Origin of the sequence: Herbaspirillum frisingense, from assembly GCF_047325095.1 — a bacterium.
Taxonomy (GTDB): Bacteria; Pseudomonadota; Gammaproteobacteria; order Burkholderiales; family Burkholderiaceae_D; genus Herbaspirillum; species Herbaspirillum frisingense.
Genome location: NZ_CP168558.1, coordinates 3748843 through 3768772, shown reverse-complemented (window position 1 = coordinate 3768772; position 19930 = coordinate 3748843). Strand labels below are relative to the sequence as shown.

18 protein-coding genes are annotated in these 19930 nt (G+C 65.0%); 14 read left to right on the top strand and 4 right to left on the bottom strand.

The features are described from left to right. The first annotated feature begins 30 nt into the window (after positions 1-30). The 10 genes from ACEOAC_RS17410 to gcvH all read left to right on the top strand — a co-directional run bounded on the left by ACEOAC_RS17410 (position 31) and on the right by gcvH (position 10101). A complete protein-coding gene (locus ACEOAC_RS17410; RefSeq protein ID WP_413628483.1) occupies positions 31-1503 on the top strand; it encodes an NAD(P)-binding domain-containing protein in 1473 nt (490 codons plus the stop codon). Then, a complete protein-coding gene (locus tag ACEOAC_RS17405; protein WP_006462491.1) occupies positions 1500-2474 on the top strand; it encodes an ABC transporter permease in 975 nt (324 codons plus the stop codon). The genes ACEOAC_RS17410 and ACEOAC_RS17405 overlap by 4 nt, the downstream gene beginning before the upstream one ends. A gap of 17 nt (positions 2475-2491) precedes the next feature. After that, positions 2492-3436, top strand: a complete 945-nt coding sequence (locus tag ACEOAC_RS17400; RefSeq protein ID WP_411910015.1) for an ABC transporter permease — start codon at positions 2492-2494, stop codon at positions 3434-3436. Further along, a complete protein-coding gene (locus tag ACEOAC_RS17395; RefSeq protein WP_413445317.1) occupies positions 3433-4425 on the top strand; it encodes an ABC transporter ATP-binding protein in 993 nt (330 codons plus the stop codon). Before ACEOAC_RS17400 ends, ACEOAC_RS17395 begins: the two co-directional genes overlap by 4 nt. After that, a complete protein-coding gene (locus tag ACEOAC_RS17390) occupies positions 4418-5425 on the top strand; it encodes an ABC transporter ATP-binding protein (protein ID WP_413445316.1) in 1008 nt (335 codons plus the stop codon). The genes ACEOAC_RS17395 and ACEOAC_RS17390 overlap by 8 nt, the downstream gene beginning before the upstream one ends. 215 nt (positions 5426-5640) lie before the next feature. Then, complete coding sequence (locus ACEOAC_RS17385) at positions 5641-7227, top strand: ABC transporter substrate-binding protein (protein WP_413445315.1); 1587 nt, start codon at positions 5641-5643, stop codon at positions 7225-7227. A 4-nt stretch (positions 7228-7231) separates the two neighbouring features. Then, positions 7232-8563 (top strand): acyl-CoA thioester hydrolase/BAAT C-terminal domain-containing protein, encoded by a 1332-nt coding sequence (locus ACEOAC_RS17380; RefSeq protein ID WP_413628482.1) that lies wholly within the window; start codon positions 7232-7234, stop codon positions 8561-8563. After that, positions 8560-9081 carry a CMD domain protein gene (locus tag ACEOAC_RS17375; protein ID WP_241811854.1) on the top strand — a complete coding sequence of 174 codons (522 nt, stop codon included), beginning with the start codon at positions 8560-8562 and terminating at the stop codon, positions 9079-9081. Before ACEOAC_RS17380 ends, ACEOAC_RS17375 begins: the two co-directional genes overlap by 4 nt. Before the next feature lie 11 nt (positions 9082-9092). Beyond that, entirely contained in the window at positions 9093-9695 is a 603-nt protein-coding gene (locus ACEOAC_RS17370) for a peroxidase-related enzyme (protein WP_077235038.1), read from the top strand. Positions 9696-9723: 28 nt separating this feature from the next. Beyond that, complete coding sequence (gene gcvH / locus ACEOAC_RS17365) at positions 9724-10101, top strand: glycine cleavage system protein GcvH (protein ID WP_413445761.1); 378 nt, start codon at positions 9724-9726, stop codon at positions 10099-10101. An 866-nt stretch (positions 10102-10967) separates the two neighbouring features. On the opposite strand, the gene ACEOAC_RS17360 is transcribed toward gcvH, so the two are convergent. Further along, positions 10968-11864 (bottom strand): LysR substrate-binding domain-containing protein, encoded by an 897-nt coding sequence (locus ACEOAC_RS17360; protein ID WP_413445760.1) that lies wholly within the window; start codon positions 11862-11864, stop codon positions 10968-10970. Between the two features lie 75 nt (positions 11865-11939). Between ACEOAC_RS17360 and ACEOAC_RS17355 the strand changes: the two genes are divergently transcribed. Continuing rightward, the gene (locus tag ACEOAC_RS17355) at positions 11940-13091 is read left to right on the top strand and encodes an MFS transporter (protein WP_413628481.1); all 1152 of its coding nucleotides are present in this window, start codon (positions 11940-11942) and stop codon (positions 13089-13091) included. A gap of 142 nt (positions 13092-13233) precedes the next feature. After that, positions 13234-13389: a hypothetical protein gene (locus tag ACEOAC_RS17350; protein WP_241813913.1), complete on the top strand. Its 156-nt coding sequence runs from the start codon at positions 13234-13236 to the stop codon at positions 13387-13389. A gap of 19 nt (positions 13390-13408) precedes the next feature. On the opposite strand, the gene epsC is transcribed toward ACEOAC_RS17350, so the two are convergent. After that, positions 13409-14344, bottom strand: coding sequence for a serine O-acetyltransferase EpsC (epsC, locus tag ACEOAC_RS17345; protein WP_199181511.1), 936 nt, complete (start codon positions 14342-14344; stop codon positions 13409-13411). Positions 14345-14871: 527 nt separating this feature from the next. On the opposite strand from epsC, the gene ACEOAC_RS17340 reads away from it, so the two are divergent. Together ACEOAC_RS17340 and ACEOAC_RS17335 are read left to right on the top strand one after the other, a co-directional pair. Further along, positions 14872-15372, top strand: a complete 501-nt coding sequence (locus ACEOAC_RS17340) for a spore coat U domain-containing protein (protein ID WP_006462503.1) — start codon at positions 14872-14874, stop codon at positions 15370-15372. A 177-nt stretch (positions 15373-15549) separates the two neighbouring features. Then, positions 15550-15930, top strand: a complete 381-nt coding sequence (locus ACEOAC_RS17335; RefSeq protein ID WP_139347024.1) for a hypothetical protein — start codon at positions 15550-15552, stop codon at positions 15928-15930. A 12-nt stretch (positions 15931-15942) separates the two neighbouring features. On the opposite strand, the gene ACEOAC_RS17330 is transcribed toward ACEOAC_RS17335, so the two are convergent. Then, a complete protein-coding gene (locus tag ACEOAC_RS17330) occupies positions 15943-17658 on the bottom strand; it encodes a chloride channel protein (RefSeq protein ID WP_413628480.1) in 1716 nt (571 codons plus the stop codon). A 255-nt stretch (positions 17659-17913) separates the two neighbouring features. Next, the gene (locus tag ACEOAC_RS17325; RefSeq protein ID WP_241812893.1) at positions 17914-19632 is read right to left on the bottom strand and encodes an acid phosphatase; all 1719 of its coding nucleotides are present in this window, start codon (positions 19630-19632) and stop codon (positions 17914-17916) included. Between the last annotated feature and the right edge of the window lie 298 nt (positions 19633-19930).

The following is a 19930-nucleotide window of genomic DNA, read 5'->3' as shown; positions in this document are numbered from 1 at the left end:
GACGTCTTTTCATGCTTTTGACGAGGCGATATGGACAACACCCAAGCGACAACATCGAGCGCCCCCAGCCCGGTTGGACTGGCCGCCCTGGAGGCGCGTCTGCGCCAGGACCTGGAATGGCTGGCGCTGCCCGGCAAGTCGTGGACTCCGACCCTGGAACGCGATGGTCAGCCCGTGATCGACGTGGCCATCATCGGCGGTGGCCAAGCCGGCATGGCCGCCTCGGTGGCGTTGTCGCACCTGGGTATCGCCAATGTCATCTACGATCAGTCCCCCAAGGACTTCGAAGGCCCCTGGGCCACCACGGCGCGCATGGAAACCCTGCGCTCGCCCAAGACCCTGACCGGTCCGGCGCTGGGCTTTCCGGCGCTGACCTTCCGTGCCTGGTTCGAGGCCCAGTTCGGTCTGGCCGCCTGGGACGCGCTGGACAAGATTCCGCGCCTGCAGTGGATGGATTACCTGCGCTGGTTCCGCCGCGTGATGCAACTGGATATCCGCAACGAGCACCGCGTGCTGGCCGTGCAGCCGCGTGCCGATGGCATCGTGGCATTGAAGCTGCAGTCGCCTGCGGGCGAGTCCACCGTGCTGGCGCGCCGCGTGGTGGTGGCCACCGGCCGCGATGGTCTGGGCGGTGCCTACCTGCCGCCGCTGGTGCAGCAATTGCCGCGCGACCGCTGGGCGCATTCGTCCGACCTGTTGGACTACGCCAGCCTCAAGGGCAAGCGCGTGGGTGTCATCGGTGGCGGTGCCTCGGCCATGGACAGCGCGGCCACCGCCCTGGAAGAGGGCGCGGCGCGAGTCGATCTGCTGATCCGCCGCAAGGACCTGCCGCGCATCAACAAGGGCAAGGGGTCGGGCAGTCCCGGCCTGGTCAACGGCCACCTGCATCTGCCGGATGCCTGGAAGTGGCGCATCCGCCATTACGTCAATGCCCAGCAGGTGCCACCCCCTTCGGGCAGCACCCGTCGCGTTTCACGCTTTGCCAATGCCCGTTTCCTGCTGGGGACGGCCATCGAGGCGGTCGAGGTCAAGCAGGATGGCACGCTGCTGCTGCAGACCAATCGCGGGCCGCTGGAGCTGGATTTCCTGTTCTTCTCCACCGGTTTCAAGATCGACTGGAGCCTGCGCACCGAATTCAGGGACATCGCCCCGCACATCCTCAACTGGAGCGACCGCTATACCCCGCCGGCCGGTGAAGAAGACCAGGAACTGGCTGATTCCCCCTACCTGGGTCCGGTCTTCGAGTTCCAGCAGAAGACCCCGGGCAGCCTGCCGGGGCTGGAGCGCATCCACTGCTTCTGCTACCCGGCCGCCGCCAGCCATGGCACGGTGTCGGGCGATATCCCGGCCATCAGCGACGGTGCCTATCGCCTGGCGCAGGGCATCGCCGCGCTGATGTACAGCGAAGATGTCGAGTACCACTACCGCAATATCCAGTCCTATGAAGAGCCGGAACTGGAAGGCGACGAGTGGACCGAATCCCCCTGGGAGCTGCCCGCATGACGGTCGCCATTGCAAAGAGCGTGCTGCAGGCGCTGATGGTGGTGCTGTTGATGACGGTGATCGTCTTCTTCGGCCTGCACATGATCGGCAATCCGGTCGATATCCTGATCGGCCAGGACGTCGACCAGGTGGACCGCCTGCGCATCATCCAGGAGCTGGGGCTGGACCAGCCGGTCTGGCGCCAGTACCTGGCCTTCCTCAATGGCGCCCTGCACGGCAACCTGGGCAACAGTTTCGTCTACAACACCCCGGCCATCCTGCTGATCTTCCAGCGCCTGCCGGCCACGCTGGAACTGGCTTTCGCGGCGCTGTTCCTGGCGCTGCTGGTGGGGGTGCCGCTGGGTCTGTTCGCAGGCATGAAGCCCGACCATCCACTCTCGCGCCTGGTGATGACCACCAGTATTCTCGGTTTTTCGCTGCCCACCTTCTGGATTGGCCTGATGCTCATCATGGCCTTTTCGGTCACGCTGGGCTGGCTGCCTTCGGGCGGGCGCGGCCAGACCGCCGAACTCTTCGGGGTGCAATGGTCGTGGCTGACGGCGGACGGCTGGCGCCACATGATCCTGCCGGCCATCAACCTGTCGCTGTTCAAGATTTCGCTGGTGATCCGCCTGACCCGCGCCAACGTGCGCGAGGTGCTGCCGATGGACTTCGTCAAGTTCGCCCGTGCCAAGGGGCTGTCCCCGGCGCGGGTGGTGCTGATGTATGTGCTGCGTAATACCCTGATCCCGCTGGTGACCGTGGTCGGCCTGGAATTTGGCTCCACCATCGCCTTCGCAGTGGTGACCGAGAGCATCTTCGCCTGGCCCGGTGCGGGCAAGCTGATCCTCGACAGCATCAATGCCCTGGACCGGCCCGTGATCGTGGCCTACCTGATGGTGATCGTCTGCATGTTCGTCACCATCAACCTGGTGGTCGACGTGCTCTACAAGATACTGGACCCGCGCGTGCGGGTGGAGGCCAAGGCATGAGCGTGCCGCCAACCGAAATGACCCCGATGACCCAGGAGCAGGTGCGCGCCCGCGTGGCCGAGCTGTCGGCCTTCCAGGCCCCGCGCCGCGAGTCGCCCTGGCGCCGCGTGCTGCGCCACTTCGTGGCCTCGCGCTCGGCCGTGCTGGGCCTGGTGATCGTGCTGCTCTTGATCGTGGGTGCCATCGCCGCGCCCTGGATCACGCCGCAGAACCCCTATGACCTGATGCAGCTGGACGTGCTCGATGCGCGCCTGCATCCCGGCACCATCAACGGCCTGGGGACCTATACCTACTGGCTGGGAACCGACGGCCAGGGCCGCGACCTGGTCTCGGCCATCCTCTACGGTCTGCGCATCAGCGTGGGCATCGGTGTGGGCTCGGCGCTGATCGCCGGCGTGATCGGCACGCTCGTCGGCCTGCTGGCCGCCTACGCCGGGGGCAAGGTGGACACGGTGCTGATGCGTTTTGCCGATCTGGTGCTGTCGTTCCCGTCGATTCTGGTGGCGATGCTGATCCTGGCTTACGTCGGCAAGGGCATCTTCAACGTCATGGCCACGCTGGTGGTGCTGGAGTGGGCCTACTATGCCCGCACCGCCCGGGGCCAGGCGCTGGTGGAACGGCGCAAGGAATACGTGGAGGCGGCACGCGGACTGAACCTGTCGTCCTGGCGCATCATGGTGCGTCACATCCTGCCCAACTGCCTGCCGCCGCTGATCGTCATCGGCACCCTGCAGGTGGCCCGTGCCATCACGCTGGAAGCCACGCTGTCCTTCCTCGGCCTGGGTGTTCCCATTACCGAGCCTTCGCTGGGCCTGCTCATCTCCAACGGTTACCAATACATGCTCTCGGGCGAATACTGGATCAGCTTCTATCCCGGCATCACGCTGTTGGTCGTGATCGTCGCCATCAATCTGGTGGGCGACCGCCTGCGCGACATCCTCAATCCAAGGTGGCAGAAATGAGCGCCCTCACGCTGGAAGTGCGCAATCTGCGCACCCATTTCTTCACGCCCGATGGTGTGCTGCCGGCGGTCGATGATGTCTCGCTGTCGGTCGGTCGTGGCCGCATCCTCGGGCTGGTGGGTGAATCGGGCTCGGGCAAGAGCGTGACCGGTTTTTCCATCCTCGGCATGGTCGATGCCCCGGGGCGCATCGTCGACGGCGAGATCCTGTTCCAGGGACGCGACCTGGTGCGCATGGACAAGACCTCCCTGCGCGAGCTGCAGGGCAACCGCATCGCCATGATCTTCCAGGACCCGATGATGACCCTGAACCCCGTGCTCAAGGTCGAGGCGCAGATGGTCGATGCCGTGCTCGCACACAGCAAGGTGAGCCGCCAGCAGGCCCGCGAACTGGCTCGCGACACCCTGGGCATGATGGGTATCGCCAGCCCCGAGGAGCGTCTGCAGGCCTATCCGCACCAGCTCTCGGGCGGCATGCGCCAGCGCGTGGCCATTGCCATCGCCATGCTGCACAAGCCCGACCTGATCATTGCCGACGAGCCGACCACCGCGCTGGATGTGACCATCCAGGCGCAGATCCTGTCGGAGGTGCAGAAACTGGCGCGCCAGCATGGCACGGCGCTGATCTGGATCACCCACGACCTGTCGGTGGTGGCGGGCCTGGCCGATGAAGTGGCGGTGATGTATGCCGGGCGCATCGTCGAGCAGGGCAGTGTGGAGGCGGTGCTCGATGCGCCGCTGCACCCCTATACCCAGGGCCTGATCGGCAGCCTGCCCAGCAACAACCGGCGCGGTGCGCGCTTGCGCCAGATTCCCGGCATGACGCCCAATCTGCTGCACCTGCCCCCCACCTGTGCCTTCGCGGCGCGCTGCGAGCGCGTCAGCCAGCACTGCCTGGAAGCCCCCGGGATCAGCGAACCGCTGCCGGGCCACCGCGTACGTTGCTATCACCCCACTACCAGCCCACAGGGCAATGCGCAACATGGATAAGGCCGTCATCCCCCTGATCGAAACCCGCGCCGTCAGCCGTCGCTTCGGCGAGCGTCGCCAGGGCTGGCTGGAGCGCCAGTTGCAGGCACGCGGCTGGAGCCGTCCACCGGCCGTCACGCACGCCCTCGATCAGGTCGATCTGAAAGTCTTGCCCGGCGAAGTGGTCGGGCTGGTTGGCGAATCCGGTTGCGGCAAGTCCACGCTGGGCCGCGTGGCCTGTGGCCTGCTCGATCCTTCGGACGGACAGGTGCTGATCAACGGCCGCGAGCGTTCCACGCTCACCAGCAAGGAAGAAGCCGAAGCCCACCTGCAGGTGCAGATGATCTTCCAGAACCCCTACGCCAGCCTGAACCCGCGCCTGCGCATCGACCAGATCGTGGGCGAGGCCGCGCAAGTCAACGGCAAGGTCGAGGGTGACCTGGATGAGTACGTCTGCCGCCAGCTGCTGCGTGCCGGCCTCGATCCGGCCCTGCGCGACCGCTACCCGCACCAGTTCTCCGGCGGCCAGCGCCAGCGCATCGGCATCGCCCGCGCCCTGGCAGTGCAGCCGCAGATGCTGGTCTGTGACGAGGCCGTGGCGGCGCTGGACGTGTCGATCCAGGCACAGATCCTGAACCTGTTCATGGACCTGCGCGAAGAACTGGGCCTGACCTATCTCTTCATCAGCCATGACCTGGGCGTGGTGGAGCATGTCTCCGACCGCGTGGTCATCATGTACCTGGGCCGCGTGGTGGAGAGTGCGCCGGTGGGCGAGCTGTTCGGCCAGCCCAACCATCCCTACACGCAGGCCCTGCTGGCCGAGGTGCCGCGCATGGCAGCACGCAAGAAGGAGTTCACCGCCATCAAGGGCGAGATTCCCAGTCCGCTCAATCCACCCACGGGCTGCCATTTCAATCCGCGCTGCCCGCATGCGATGGCGCGCTGCCGTGAAGAACAACCGCTCCTGCGCGAGATCGCGCCGGGGCATATGAGTGCCTGCCATCTCAACGATGGCCGATGAGAGGGATTGTTGAAATGTTCCATCTCCCGTTCGGACTGAGTAGGCCCCTCGGGGCCGTATCGAAGACGCTGATGCAGTTGCAGCCAGGCCTTCAATATGTAGATGTTGCAGCTGCGCTGCTACTCAGTCCGAACGGGAGCAAAGGGGCCGTCCAGAAAGCCCCGAACTGATGTACCCGTAGTGCCTCCACCATGACCACACAGAGGAACCCGACCATGAAGAAGACCCTCCTGACCCGCCTGCTGGCCGTTGCCCTGACCGGCGTGGCCCTGGCCGCCGCTGCCGACGCAGCGCACGCGCAGAACCTCAACATCGCCTTTGCCGACCCGCTGTCGTCGCTGGACCCGCAGTTGAACAACCACGCCGGCGACCGCTCGGTGGACCTGCATTTCTGGGATCTGCTGGTCCAGAACGACTACAACAAGCTGGTCCCCGGCCTGGCCGTGAGCTGGAAGAACATTGACCCCAAGACCTGGGAATTCAAGCTGCGCCCCAACGTCAAGTGGCAGGACGGCAAGCCCTTCACCGCTGACGACGTGATCTTCTCCTACCAGCGCGCCCGCGCCGTACCGGGCAGCGTGGCGACCTTCGCCGGCTACCTGCGCACGGTGGAATCGGTCACCGCCAAGGACCCGCTGACCCTGGTCATCAAGACCAACATCCCCAACCCCGACCTGCCGCTGAACCTGGCCTCGGTGCACATCGTCAGCAAGCACGTGGGCGAGAAGTCCACCACCGAGAACTACAACAGTGGCGCGGCCGTGGTGGGGACCGGTCCCTACAAGTTCGTCTCCTACACGCCGGGCGACCGCGTGGTCATGCAGCGCAATGACGACTACTGGAACGGCAAGGCCCTGTGGGAAAAGGTCAACTACCGCTACATCAACAACGGCGCGGCCCGCACCGCGGCGCTGCTGTCCGGTGACGTGGACGTGATCGACAAGGTCTCGGTGTCCGACCTGGCCAAGCTGAAGCAGTCGCCCAACGTCAAGGTCTATCCCTACAACGGCCTGCGCGTGCTGCTGATCCAGCCGAGCTTCCACGAAGGCCCCAGCCCCTTCATCACCGACAACAACGGCAAGCAGCTGGACAAGAACCCGCTGCTGGACGTACGCGTGCGTCGCGCCATGTCGCTGGCGATCAACCGCAAGGCCGTGATCGACCGCATCCTGCAGGGCGCCGCCACCGAGGCCAACCAGTGGATGCCGGCCGACACCTTCGGCTACAACCCGGAGATCAAGAACATCCCCTTCGACGCCGCCGAGGCCAAGAAGCTGCTGGCCGAGGCCGGTTTCCCGGACGGTTTCAAGCTGACCATCCACGTCCCCAACGACCGTTATCCGCAAGCGCCGGAAACCATGCAGGCGGTGGCCCAGTTCTGGACCCGCATCGGCATCAAGACCCAGGTCGAGGTGTTGCCATGGGCGTCGTATTCCTCGCGTGCCAACAAGAACGAGTTCGCGGTCTCGGTCCTGGCCTGGGGTAACGGCACCGGCGAAGCCAGCTATGCCCTGGTCAACGTGCTGGGTTCGGTCGATCCCAAGAAGGGCATCGGCGCCTCCAACTGGAACCACTACAGCAGCCCGGCCGTGGACAAGGCCCTGGCCGATTCCACCGCGGAATTCGATCCTGCCAAGCGTGAAGCCATCCTGCGTGGCGCCGCCAAGACGGTGTCGGAAGAAGTGGGCGTGATCCCGCTGTACCACTACCAGAACATCTGGGCCGCCAAGAAGGGCCTGAAGGTCACCCCCATCAGCAGCGACCGCACCACCGCCATGATGGTGACCCAGGACAAGAAGTAAGCCCATGCCCAACTTCTCCATCGAGGTCAGCCCGGCCGACGACCTGATCGACGTGCCACGCCGCATCATCGTGCGTGGCGCGCATCCGGGCGAGCCGGTGCGGATTTCATCGGTAACCCTGCGCAATGGCGCCCAGTGGCAGAGCAGCGCCTGCTATATCGCCGATGCGTATGGCAACGTGGATGTGAGCATGAACCCGGCCATCGATGGCGACTACTACGGCATCGATCCGATGGGCCTGCTGTGGTCGCAGCAACCGGTGCAGGCCGGGCGCCGCGACAACTTCCATTCCGATGTGATGGCGCCGCTGGTGACGACGCTGACCGTGTCGTCGCTGGACCAGCCTGGCCTGGCCCGCTGCACTCCGGCCAGCACGGAGCTGGTGCAGCGCCTGGCAGCCGAGGGCGTGATCCGGCGCGAGATACGCGAAGAGGGGCTGGTCGGCAGCTTGTTCCTGCCGGCCACGCCCGGGCCACACCCGGCGGTGATGATCGTCAACGGTTCCGGTGGCGGCATCAATGAACCGCGCGCGGCGCTGTATGCCTCGCGCGGCTATGCGGCCTTCGCGTTGGCTTACTTCAAGGCGCCGGGTCTGTCCAACTACATCTCCAACACGCCGCTGGAATATTTTGAACGTGGCCTGGACTGGCTGCGTGCCGAGGTACAGCCGCTGCATGACTTCGTGGCCATCAGCGGCCAGTCGCGGGGTGGTGAACTGGTGCTGTTGCTGGGCGCGACCTTCCCGCAGAAGGTATCGGCCGTGCTGGCCTATGTGCCCAGCGCGCTGGTGCACAGCGGCCAGAACGCGGCCGACCCGGCCGTGGGCCGCGAAGGCCCGACCTGGCTGCTGCGTGGCGAGCCGCTGCCACACCAGTGGCAGGACAACCGCAGCGCCAGCTGGGTGCCCTTCGACGAAGGCCCGGCACCGCATCGCCATGAACTGGCGATGCTGACCGCCTTGCAGGACGAGGAGGCGGTGGCCCGCGCCCGCATCCCGGTGGAGAAGATCGCCGGGCCGGTGCTGCTGCTATCGGCCACCGACGATGGCTCCTGGCCCTCCAGCCTCTACTGCGGCATGGTGCGCGACAAGCTGGCCGAGGTGGCGCATCCCTGGCCGGTGGTCTGGCGCAATTACGCCAATGCCGGCCATTCCATCCTGTTCCCGTTCGTACCGACCACGCAGACCACCTATGCCCATCCGGTGTCCGGTCGCATCAGCACCGGTGGTGGCGAGCCGTCCGCGAATGCCCGCGCCGATATCGACTCCTGGCAGCAGGCGCAGCACTTCCTGCGCGACGCGCTGACCAGGCATTCATCCAACAAGGAGACTTCATGAGTACCCCCGCCTACGACATCAGCAAGGATGTCATCGACCAACTGTCCGGCCTCGACGCCGGCAGCCCGCTGCACAGCCTGCGCCACCAGCGCGAGAAGGTGGCGGTGGCTTCGCAGGGCAGCTACGACACGCTGTTCGATCCTGCGCTGGCAGGCATCGGCCTGGACGAGCGCCTGCTGGTGGCGCTGTACGCCTGCCGCCTGGCCGGTGCCACCGACCTGGCTGCGCACTATCGCAGCCGCGCCCAGGCAGTACCGGCCGAGGCCGCGCAACTGGCCGTGGCCGACAGTGGTGAGCCTGAGCAGCTGCCCCCGGGGCGCCTGCGCGCCATGCTGGAATTCACCCGTGCGCTGACGCAGCGCCCGGTCGACGGCGACAAGGCCGCCATCGAGAAGCTGCCAGCGGCCGGCATCAGCACCCCTGCGGTGGTGGCGCTGTCGCAGCTGATCGCCTTCGTGTCCTATCAATTGCGCGTGGTCGCGGGCCTGAAGGCCATGCGTGCTGCGGCGGCTCAGTAAGGAGAATCGACATGAGCGACATCATCAAGGCCAACGGCTTTACCAATGAAACCCTGGAGTGGGATGCGTGGCTGGATGTGATCCAGCTGGACCAGGCCAGTGAAGACCAGGTGAAGGTGCTGGAGGAGAGCCATCCCAAGGCCAAGACGTCGGACTATTACCTGTTCCTGGCGCACCAGCCGGACATCCTGCGCCAGCGGTCGGCAGCCTTCAACGCGATCATGTACGCGCCGGGCGGCTTGTCGCGCGCGGAGCGTGAGCTGGGGTCGCTGGTGGTTTCGCGCATCAATGGCTGCGTGTATTGCGCGTCCGTGCATGCGCAGCGGTTTGAGCAGTTGGCCAAGCGTAACGATACGGTGAAGCAGGTGTTCGATTCGCCGTATGGCGCGGGCGTGGATGCGCGTGAGCAGGCGGTGGCGAAGTTTTCTGCGGAGTTGACGGAGACGCCGGGTGAGATCGGTGCGGCGCAGATCAAGGCGTTGTATGACGTAGGTCTGTCGGAGCTGGAGGTGCTGGATCTGATCCATTCGGTGGCGATCTTTGCCTGGGCCAATCGGCTGATGCTCAATCTGGGTGAGCCGGTGTTTGCTGACGGGTCCAAGGCTGAGGCCTGAGGTTCATCTTTATTTTTAGGAGGCTGTGATGCTGATTCCCGATCATCTTGTCTATGCTCAGACCCATGAGTGGGTGCGGGTGGAGGAGGACGGTTCGCTGACCATCGGTATTACCGATTTTGGGCAGGAGCAGTTGGGGCCGCTGGTCTATGTGGAGATGCCGGCTGTTGGGCGTTCTTTGGTGCGGGGGGAGGAGTCGGGGATTGTTGAGTCCAACAAGACGGCTTCGGATTTGCATGCGCCTGTTGATGGGGTTGTGCTGGCGGTCAATGAGGCGCTTGTCGAGTCGCCTGATGCTGTCAATGATGCGCCCTATGAACAGTGGATCTTCAAGCTGCAGCCGGCTGTGGCGTTTTCTTCTGAGGGGTTTTTGGATGCTCAGGGGTATTTGAAGCTGGTTTCCTGATTTGGTTTTTGTTTGTTGGTTGGTTGTTGCTGGGGCTTGGGTAGTCTGCACGGAATTTCTTCCTTCGCCCTGGCTTAATTTCTATCTCTCTCCGGTCGGAGGGGAGCGCCGGGGGCGGCCCGGCAGCCGCTCACTTTCTTTGGCCCGCCAAAGAAAGTAAGCAAAGAAAACGGCCCCCAAGAGCCAGCCCTCCTGCGGAGGGTTCCCGCCGGAGTGAAGCAGCAAGTGGGAAAAATAGAGTCGCTTCGCTCCCACTATTTTTCTGATCCACTTGCCGCTCCACTCCGGCGGCTGGCTCCCAAGGGGGAAAGCGTGTCCGGCTCGCCTTCGGCCTCGCGGGGGGCTCGCCTTCGGCTTCGTGGGGGGCTTGGCACATCTTGGTGGGGCGCTGCTGATACTTTTTCTCTCTTGATTTTTTTCGTCTGTTCGACTGAGCAGGGTCGTATCGGGATACTCCGCCAGCATTAAGTTTTGATTAATGCATCTACCAAGATCATTAAATCCGTGGCATTCCGAAGCCGGAGGCGAGCCCTCTGCGAGGCCGAAGGCGAGCCGGATCGGCTGTCCGCTTCTGCCCCGCCGCGTTGGTCCCCATGAGAACGGATCAGGAAAATAGTGGGAGCGAAGCGACTCTATTTTTCCCGTTCTCATGGGGACCAACGTGGGGACCCTCCGACGGTGGGCGGGGCAGTAGCGGTCGCCTTCTTTTGCTTACTTTTCTTGGCGAAGCAAGAAAAGTGAGCGGCTGCCGGGCCGCCCCCGGCGCTCCCCTCCGACCGGAGAGAGATAGAAATTAAGCCAGGGCGGAGGAAGAAATTCCGTGCAGACTACCCGCCGTTTAATCAAAAAATCGAAGCCCCAAAAGCTCAGCCATAAAAACCAGCCATCCCTCGATACTCCCCCAGCCACTTGGCAAACAGCAAAGCCTCCGCCCCCGCCTGCGGAGAAATCCCCAGGTAATAAGGCGCCAAGGCCATCCGCAAATCAGGCAACGGACATACCAGCCGCCCCGAACGCAGATCATTGTCCGCCAGCGACACCGGCGACAACGCCAACCCCAGCCCATCCACCACCGCCTGCAACACGAAATGCACGTGATCGAAATACAGCATCGCCTGCCCCCGTGAGCGCTTCAAGCCCGCCAGCCTGCGCCAGTCCTCCCAGTCATTGCGCCGACTGCGCGACAGCAACAGCGTATGCCGTCCGATGCCTGTCACGTCCTCCAGCGGCATTGACTTCAACAACGCAGGCGAGGCCACCAGCACCAGCTCGTCCTCCATGAAACGCTGCACCTTCAAACTCTCCGGCCAATTGGTCTCCCCCCGCCGCACCGCGATATCGAAGGAAGACCCGGCCCGGCCAACCGCCGCCGTGCTGGTCACCACCTGCGGCGCAATGCCCGGATAACGCTCCACGAAATCGGAAAGATGCGGAATCAGCCAGCGCACCGCAAAGGACGGCCGTACATTGATCACCACCGTGCGGGTAGGGGCGTCGCGCATCACGCGGCGTGCCGCCGTGGCCAGGATGTCCAGCGCCGGGCTGGCTTCCTCGAAGAACTGGCGGCCACGCTCGGTCAGCAACACCTGACGCACGCGGCGCTCGAAGAGCGGCATGCCCAGGTAGTCTTCGAGATTCTTGATCTGGCGACTGATGGCGCCATGGGTGACATTGAGCTCGTGCGCGGCCAGCGTGAAACTCTGATGGCGGGCCGCCGCCAGGAAGGCCCGGATGGCGTTGAGCGGAAGGGAAAGGTCGGCCATGCGTCAGATTTTATCACGCATGCCAGGAATTAATATCGTTTGTCACCGCCGCCCACGCGGCGCAACATCAGGCCCATGACCACGCCAGACCTCCGCCGGGCCGACCTCGATTCGCGCCACGCCGCCATGTCGCTGTCGGCCGCCTTGCCCTGCGACATCGTTCTCTACCTCCTGCTGCCGATGTACTCCGACCAGTTCCATGTGAGCCTGGCCGAGGCCGGGGTGCTGCTGGCGGCCAACCGGCTGGTGCGCATTGCCGGTTATCGCTGGGTGGCGGCCTTCTATGCCAGACGTGGCGATCGACCCACCTGCACCCTGGCGGTGTGCGCGGCGATCCTGTGTGCGCTGGGCTATACGGTGGCCAGCGGTTTCTGGGCGCTGCTGCCGCTGCGGTTGCTGTGGGGCATGGCGTTTGCCGGGCTCAACCTGTCGACCCAGGCCATGTCGACGTCCAATCCGCAAGGGGCGGCGCGGCGTTCCGGGCGCTCGCGCGGGGTGATCGCCATCGGCCCGATGCTGTGGTTGCCCACGGCGGCCTTGCTGGCTGCGCATGTGGGACCGCGCATGGTGTTCCTGCTGGTGGCCTGCACCGCCGTGCTGGGCCTGCTGGCCGCGCGTCGCTTGCCGGCCCATGGCTACGCACCCCCTCAGCCACGCCGCTGGAAGCTACCCAATGCGCTGGACTGGTGGTCTCTCCTGGAAGGTCTGACGCTGGACGGGCTGTTCATCGTCGGGCTGGCCTACATGAGCAAGCAATCCTTTGGGGCCGATGGCGAACTGGTGGCCGGGGTGCTGATGGCGCTGCGCTATGCCGGCGAGATCGTATTGAGTCCCCTGGGCGGATGGCTGGCCGAGCGTTTCGGTGCGGTGAAGGTGCTGGTCACGCTGTCGCTGGCGACCTGCGTGGCGCTGGTGGGATTCGGAGGTGGCCTGCTGTGGCTGTTCGCCGGCTTGATCGTGATCCTGCGCGCCTTGCAGCTGCCGCTGCTGGCGCCCATCGTGGCGGCTCGTACGCCTCCGGGGCAGCGGGTGCATGCGCTGGCGGGGCGGGCCATCTGGCGTGATATCGGGGCTGGCATGGGGCCGATGATGGCGGGGCTGCTGTTGCCGGTGATGTCCTCGCTGTGGCTGTACGGGCTGGCGGCTTCGGCGCTGGCCGTGGCGGCGCTGGCCTGCGGCCGGGAGCCGGCGCCCTTGCACAAGCCGACGGCTGCGCCCGGTCCCTAGTCGGTGATCGGTAACAGGTAATCGGTAATTGCCAGACGGGCCGGCTTATGCGCCCAGCGGATATCGATGCGCTCATCGCTTCGTTCACAGCCGCCCGGTGCTTCGCTAGCATGGGCTCCTTGTCCTTCGACCCGGAGTCCGCATGCAAGACCATCACATCTACCAGGAACTCGGCAGCCTCGCGCTGGAGCCCCTGCAACCGGCCGAGCGCAAGCTGATCGGTACGGTCTTCCCGTTCGGCCTGGCCTTGCTGGGAGCCCTGTATCTGTTGCAGCGCTGCCTGCCGCTGGGCGGCTGAAGGAGCGGCAGGGCCGGTGTCAGGGCTGGTGGCAGTCGCTCAGCATTTCCGCCTGCGAGATATTGCTGGCCGGCGGCACGCTGTGGGTGAGCCAGACATTGCCGCCGATAACCGAGCCTTGTCCGATGGTAATGCGGCCCAGCAGGGTGGCGCCGGCGTAGACCACCACGTCATCCTCGACGATGGGGTGACGCGGGATACCCTTGACCAGTGAGCCATCCGGCTCCTGCGGGAAGCGCTTGGCGCCCAGCGTCACCGCCTGGTACAGACGTACATTGCGGCCGATGATGGTGGTCTCGCCGATCACCACGCCAGTGCCGTGGTCGATGAAGAAGCTGGGGCCGATCTGCGCTGCCGGGTGGATGTCGATGCCGGTGGCAGAGTGCGCGATGTCGGCGATCAGGCGTGCCAGCAAGGGGGCGCCCAGCTGATGCAGGGCATGCGCCAGCCGGTGGTAGATGATGGCGGTAGTGCCGGGATAGCAGAGCAGGATTTCCGAAATGCTGGAGGCAGCCGGGTCGCCGTGGTAGGCCGCCTGGATATCGCTGACCAGCACGTCGCGTATGCCCGGCAACTGATGCGCGAACTCACGCGTGATCACGTCAGCGCGCTCGCGCAACAGGCTGTCTTCTTCGCTGTCGCTGCTGAAGTAGAGGCTGCGGCGTACCTGTTCCTTCAGGATGCACAAGGCTGCATTCAACTGACTCCCCACGAAATAATCGATGGTCTCGTCCGACAGGTCGGTGTGGCCGTAATGCGTGGGGAACAATGCCGCTTGCAGATGCGCCAGCAGCGTCTTCATCGCCTCTCGCGAAGGCAGTTCGCGGATTTCGCCGCGATAGCGGATCTTGTTGGTCACTTCGCGTGAGGTACGCAGCCCGGCCACCACGGCAGACAGGCCCATCCCGGCCGATTCGGCCAGGGCGTTCAATTCGGGGGTATGTGAAGTATCCATCCCGGCATGCTATCAAAAATGCAGGCAGCGCGTCGGCGGGCTGTTTCAGCGCGGCCAGCACGGACGGAGAGGAAATTGTCGTATCTGCAAGGAACTGGCACCGCATGCCGTCGGGCAGGGACCAGTGGAAGGGAGGGAGTGGGTAACCGGAAGAGCGCGGAAGAGCGATTCGCGGCGCCCAGTTCTATCTGAAAAGTGGCGCCGCAATTGAATCTGCTCTGGGAACGTACTTTATCGGCTAATAGATTTTGATGCAAACACTCATTTAACATATCTATATGCACAATTTGATCTGGCGCAAAGGCAGTGTGGGCGGGCCTTTCGGGCAGATGCCGGAGTTTTAGGGTCGCTTGCCTCCCTGTGACCTCCCTGCATCACTCAGGGAATTCCTGACGCCTTTTCCCGCCGCTCTCAGGAAGCACCCGATACTTGGCGCCACAACAAAAACGTAAAGTTCTCTCCATACCAGCTGCACAACGAAGTCCGAGCAAGGGGCGAGGACCAGGCAGCGATCAGGGAGAGATCACATGTTCAATGCCAAGAAAAACCGCTTCGTTGCCGCCACCGTCGCCGCCGTCGTGCTGGCTTCCAGTGCACCTGCTTCCTTCGCTGCCACCGCCAGCGGCACGCTGACCATCAGCGCCTCGGTGGTTGCCGCCTGCACTGTGGTCGGTTCGGCCATCGCCTTCGGCGCCTACACCCAGAGCGTGGTCAACCAGTCCGGCACCATCACCGTGCTCTGCACCAACGGCACCGCCTACAACGTCGGCCTGGACGCCGGTACCGGCACCGGCGCCACCGTCAGCAACCGCAAGATGAGCGCGGCCGGCGGCGGTACCCTGAACTATGCGCTGTACCGCGATGCAGCCCGCACCAACAACTGGGGCTCGACCATCGGCACCGATACCGCCACCGGCACCGGCTCGGGCCTGACCCAGACGCTGACCGTGTACGGCCAGATCGCCGCCGCCCAGACACCGCTGGCAGGTGCCTATTCGGATACCGTCACCGTCACCTTGACCTACTGATTTCGCCACGACGACCGCCGCCTGCGTTCACCGCAGCGGCCTTCGTCGCACCACACCGGATTACCGGGAAGCCCTGAGGGGGGCTGACTTTTGGGCGTGCTTCCGCAAGGAGGTGCGCCCTTTTTTTGTTTGTGATGCAATAGCGGCCTGATTGATTGCGAGAAGGGTAGGCAAGCCATGCGTATGGTCCGCTCCATCTGTTGCGCCTTCGTGGCGTTTTCCTTGCTGAGCTTGCCCTGGGTGGCGGCGCAGGCACAGGCCGCCCCTGCTACAGCGGCGGTCGTCCCGGTGCCGGTGCCAGCCGTGGGCACGGCCGCGCCCACACCGGTGGCCAGTGACATCACGCGCAGTTGCGCCGCCGGGGCCGGTTGCGTGCTCACCTGCCTGAACATGGCCGGCGAAACCGTGCTCACCGAAACGGCGACGCGGGCAGTGCGGAGCATTTCGCTCTCCAACGGCAACAGCGAATTCCGCCTGGATAACGGCAATGCCGGCATCAACGTGGTGCTGGTCTCGCATGACAACCTGATGTGCAAGCTCAGCGGTGGGGTGCTGTAAGGCCGATACAGCCTAGTTGCCTAGCAGTTTTTCCCGCACCGATTCTTCCTCCGCATGGGCGGCGCTGGCGCGCGCCAGATCGGACAGGGAAAGCATCCCCACCAGTTGCCGGCGTTCCGGGCCGGCCACTACCGGCAGGCGCGCCACGCCCAGCCGCGCCATCATGCCGGCGGCAGTGCGGGCGCTCAGGTGCGGCAGCAGATAGCCGCGATCCGGTTCCAGCAGCAGGCCGCAGACCTGGGCCGGGTCGGCCGCCTCCAGCGTGCGCAGGGCCAGCATGCCCAGCAGTTGACGTCCATGGGTCACCGGATAGTAGCGATGTACGTGGGTGCCAGCACGGCATTGCGCCAGCGCGGCGTCGGCCGGCAGGGACGCATCCAGCGTCTGCGGGGCGGACATCAGGTCTTCCACATGCACGCGCTCCAGCGGATCGACGCCGTATTCGCGGTGCACGTGCAGGCCGCGGCGAGCAATCTTCTCGGTCATGATGGAGCGTTTCATCCACAGTACGTTGACCCCATAGGCGACGGCGGTGGTGGCGATCAAGGGCAGCAGGGCATTGCTGGCATGGGTCAGGCCGAAGGCGAAGACGATGGCGGTAAGCGGTGCACCCAGTACGCTGCCCAGCACACCGGCCATGCACACCAGCGGCCACAGTCCGGGGGAGCCGCCCGGCAGCCACGGGGCCAGCACCAGCCCCAGGCCGGCACCCATCATCAGCAGCGGCGCCAATACCCCGCCCGAGGTCCCCGAGCCCAGCGCCAGCAACCAGATCACCGCCTTGACCACCAGCAGCGCTACTGCCGCCGAGACCAGGATGTGCTGGTTCAGCAGGTCGGCGATGACGTCATAGCCCACGCCCAGCGCACGCGGCTGCAGCAGCCCGCCCAGGCCGACGGCGATGCCGCCCAGCGCCGGCCACCACATCCAGTGCAGCGGCAGGCGATGGAAACCGTCCTCGATGCGATACAGCGCCAGCGTCAGCAGCGCCGCCAGGCTGCCACTGGCCAGGCCGGCGGCCAGGCAGGAGAGCAGGGCCATCGGGGCCGGCGCGGCCACCTGCAGCGGGAACAGCACATCCGCCTCCAGTACCCAGGGCCGCAGGAAGCCGGCCACCGCGCAGGCCAGCGCCACCGGTAACAGACTGCGCGGGCGCAGTTCGAACAGCAGCAGCTCGACCGCCAGCAACACCGCCGCCAGCGGCGTGCCGAAGATTGCCGTCATGCCCGCGCAGGCGCCGCACACCAGCAGGGTCTTGCGCTCGGCCGCCGTCAGGTGCAGCCATTGCCCCAGCAGCGAACCGACCGAGCCGCCGGTCATGATGATCGGCCCTTCGGCGCCGAACGGGCCGCCGCTGCCGATGACGATGCCCGAGGACAAGGGCTTGAGCACGGCTACCCTGGGCGACATGCGGCTCTTGCCGAAGAGGATGGCCTCGATGGCTTCAGGGATGCCGTGGCCGCGGATCTTGTCACTACCATAACGGGCCATCAGGCCGACGATCAGGCCGCCCGCCACCGGCAGCAGCGCGGCGATCCAGCCCAGCGTATGCGAGGCCGGGGAACTGGCCGCAAAGGACAGGCGCTGGAAGTAGAACAGGTTGGTGAAGAGCGCAATGAGCTTCAGCAGCAGCCAGGCAGCGCCGGTGGAGAGGGCGCCGATCAGCAGTGCGATGGCGCACAGGTAGGGGAGCCGCCGGTCGGCGGTGTAGTCGCGTTTGTGTTTCATGCCGGAGTCAGGATGGGGCGCTGCCTGCCGGACTCACTGCGAGTGCAGGCCAGCCAGCGCAAAGGGATAGGCCTGCAATATATCACAACATGATATAAATGGTCGAAGCTCGGCATGGCGCTTGCCTCGGCTCTTTTTTATGTTGTGGCAGCCCCCTGAATCCTGCAAGAACCGCCAGAACGACAACGCCGCCGCAGGTGGACCCTGGGGCGGCGTTGACTTGCCGGCGATCAGCGAAAAAACAGTCGCGGCGGATCAGGCCTTGAACTGCAGGGCGTTGGTCAGGTCACCCATGGGCTGCTGGCCGCGCGTGATCATGGCGTCGTCGCGCTGCTTGATACCGTCCAGCTTTTCCAGGCCGAAGGTGCGGGTGATCAGGCGCAGGATGGAGGCAGTGTCGTAGATGGTGTGGTCCACCGTCCCCTTGCGGGCGAAGGGCGAGACCACCAGTGCCGGTACGCGGGTGCCCGGACCCCAGCGGTCGCCCTTGGGCGGGGCCACGTGATCCCACCAGCCGCCGTTTTCGTCGAAGGTGATCACCACCACCATGTTCTTCCACTGCGGGCTGGCCTGCAGGCTCTTGATGATGTGCGCGATGTGACGGTCGCCGGAGGCGATGTCGGCATAGCCGGCGTGCAGGTTGAGGTTGCCCTGGGGCTTGTAGAAGGTCACCGGTGGCAGACGGCCGGCTTCGACATCGGCCAGGAAGCGGTTGGTCCGCGATTCGTCGCCCAGGCCACCATCACGCAGGCGCTTGTTGCGCTCGGCCGGATTGTCCGGGCCCAGGTTCTTGAAGTAGTTGAAGGGCTGGTGGTGGTACTGGAAATTGGGGATCTTGGGAATGCCCTTGGAGTCCTTGAACTCGTCCAGCGTGGCCTGCCAGGCGCCGGCATACCAGGCCCAGTCGATGCCCTTCTTGTTGAGCTTGTCGCCGATGTGTTCGTGCACCTGCGGCACCAGCACGCTGGGCTGGTTGGGTTCGGCATAGGCCGGGTTGTTGCGGTCGCGGCTCCAGGTCGGCCAATAGGGCGGGGCCATGGTGTTGACCGCGTAGCCGTCCGGGGTGAGCGCGCTGGGGCCGAACTTGGGCGGCCCTTGCAGGGCGCTGGCGGGGCTGTTTTCGGCCGGTACCAGTTCCGGCGAGAGCGGATCGTTGTTGCGGGTCTTGGCCACCTGGGTGCGCGAGACCGAATTCATCACATCCGGATAGTAGGGCGGGGCGGCGCAGATCAGGTATTGGTGGTTCAGGAAGGAGCCGCCGAAGGCGCCCTGGAAGAAGTTGTCGCACAGCACGAACTCGCGTGCCACGTCCCACAGGCGCAGGTTGTAGCGGGTGTCGGCGTAATGCCCCATGGTCAGGCCACCGGAGTCGGCCCAGGCCACGAAACCGTCATTCTTGCCGCCGTTGATCTGCATCTGGTTCTGGTAGAACACGTGCCACAGGTCACGCGTGACCAGGCCCAGCGGCAGGGCTTCGCCTTGCGGTCCCTTGAGCGCGAAGGGCGCATTGGGCAGGTCGCTCTGGTATTGCTTGCCGGCCGGGTAGGTCACGCCTTCGATGCTCTGCTCCTGGATCACCACGCCGCTCCAGACCGGGGGCAATTGCTTGAGCAGGCTGCCGTCGCGGTCGCGTTGCTGGTAATCGGAGGCCTTGACCGAGGACAGCGGCTTTTCCAGGCCGGGGAAATCGGCGAAGAGATTGTTGAAGCTGCGGTTTTCGGCGTAGATGACCACGACGGTCTTGACGTTATCGCGCAGGGCGCGGTCCAGTGCCGCGGCATCGGCCGGATTGCCGCTGGGGTAGGGCACCGGGCCCGGACCCTGGCCCTCGGTGGCGCAGGCGGCCAGCGCGCTGCCGGCACCCAGCGCGGCCATGCCGCCCAGGAAGCGGCGGCGGCCGGGATGGGGGGAAGTCGTTAAGGAATCTTCGGACGCGGGCTGACTGCCGGCGATGTCGTCGTCGTGCTGGCTCATGGATGAGTTTCCTGTCGGATATTGTTGTGGGTTGGCGCGTTGCGGGGCGAGCTTAGCGCGACCGTATGACAAGGATGTGTCCTTTTGCCTGATCGAGCAAGTTTCACGCTAAAAATGTGAAGAAACCTGCACCAAGAGACAATGAAAAATTGCGTAAAGGAAAGGGTAGGATGCCGGGCGTACGACCGGATGCCTCTACAATCACACGATGTATCCGGCTGCGCTCCACGCGCAGCATGGCCCGGCAACCGGGCTGGACAGGGCGACGGGCCAGGGGATGGGCCGTGGCGCCCGGGTC

Excerpts from the sequence above, each read along its gene's own strand:
- ACEOAC_RS17410 (WP_413628483.1), top strand. The coding sequence starts at position 31 with ATGGACAACACCCAAGCGACAACATCGAGCGCCCCCAGCCCGGTTGGA.
- ACEOAC_RS17405 (WP_006462491.1), top strand. The coding sequence starts at position 1,500 with ATGACGGTCGCCATTGCAAAGAGCGTGCTGCAGGCGCTGATGGTGGTG.
- ACEOAC_RS17400 (WP_411910015.1), top strand. The coding sequence starts at position 2,492 with ATGACCCCGATGACCCAGGAGCAGGTGCGCGCCCGCGTGGCCGAGCTG.
- ACEOAC_RS17395 (WP_413445317.1), top strand. The coding sequence starts at position 3,433 with ATGAGCGCCCTCACGCTGGAAGTGCGCAATCTGCGCACCCATTTCTTC.
- ACEOAC_RS17390 (WP_413445316.1), top strand. The coding sequence starts at position 4,418 with ATGGATAAGGCCGTCATCCCCCTGATCGAAACCCGCGCCGTCAGCCGT.
- ACEOAC_RS17385 (WP_413445315.1), top strand. The coding sequence starts at position 5,641 with ATGAAGAAGACCCTCCTGACCCGCCTGCTGGCCGTTGCCCTGACCGGC.
- ACEOAC_RS17380 (WP_413628482.1), top strand. The coding sequence starts at position 7,232 with ATGCCCAACTTCTCCATCGAGGTCAGCCCGGCCGACGACCTGATCGAC.
- ACEOAC_RS17375 (WP_241811854.1), top strand. The coding sequence starts at position 8,560 with ATGAGTACCCCCGCCTACGACATCAGCAAGGATGTCATCGACCAACTG.
- ACEOAC_RS17370 (WP_077235038.1), top strand. The coding sequence starts at position 9,093 with ATGAGCGACATCATCAAGGCCAACGGCTTTACCAATGAAACCCTGGAG.
- gcvH (WP_413445761.1), top strand. The coding sequence starts at position 9,724 with ATGCTGATTCCCGATCATCTTGTCTATGCTCAGACCCATGAGTGGGTG.
- ACEOAC_RS17360 (WP_413445760.1), bottom strand. The coding sequence starts at position 11,864 with ATGGCCGACCTTTCCCTTCCGCTCAACGCCATCCGGGCCTTCCTGGCG.
- ACEOAC_RS17355 (WP_413628481.1), top strand. The coding sequence starts at position 11,940 with ATGACCACGCCAGACCTCCGCCGGGCCGACCTCGATTCGCGCCACGCC.
- ACEOAC_RS17350 (WP_241813913.1), top strand. The coding sequence starts at position 13,234 with ATGCAAGACCATCACATCTACCAGGAACTCGGCAGCCTCGCGCTGGAG.
- epsC (WP_199181511.1), bottom strand. The coding sequence starts at position 14,344 with ATGGATACTTCACATACCCCCGAATTGAACGCCCTGGCCGAATCGGCC.
- ACEOAC_RS17340 (WP_006462503.1), top strand. The coding sequence starts at position 14,872 with ATGTTCAATGCCAAGAAAAACCGCTTCGTTGCCGCCACCGTCGCCGCC.
- ACEOAC_RS17335 (WP_139347024.1), top strand. The coding sequence starts at position 15,550 with ATGCGTATGGTCCGCTCCATCTGTTGCGCCTTCGTGGCGTTTTCCTTG.
- ACEOAC_RS17330 (WP_413628480.1), bottom strand. The coding sequence starts at position 17,658 with ATGAAACACAAACGCGACTACACCGCCGACCGGCGGCTCCCCTACCTG.
- ACEOAC_RS17325 (WP_241812893.1), bottom strand. The coding sequence starts at position 19,632 with ATGAGCCAGCACGACGACGACATCGCCGGCAGTCAGCCCGCGTCCGAA.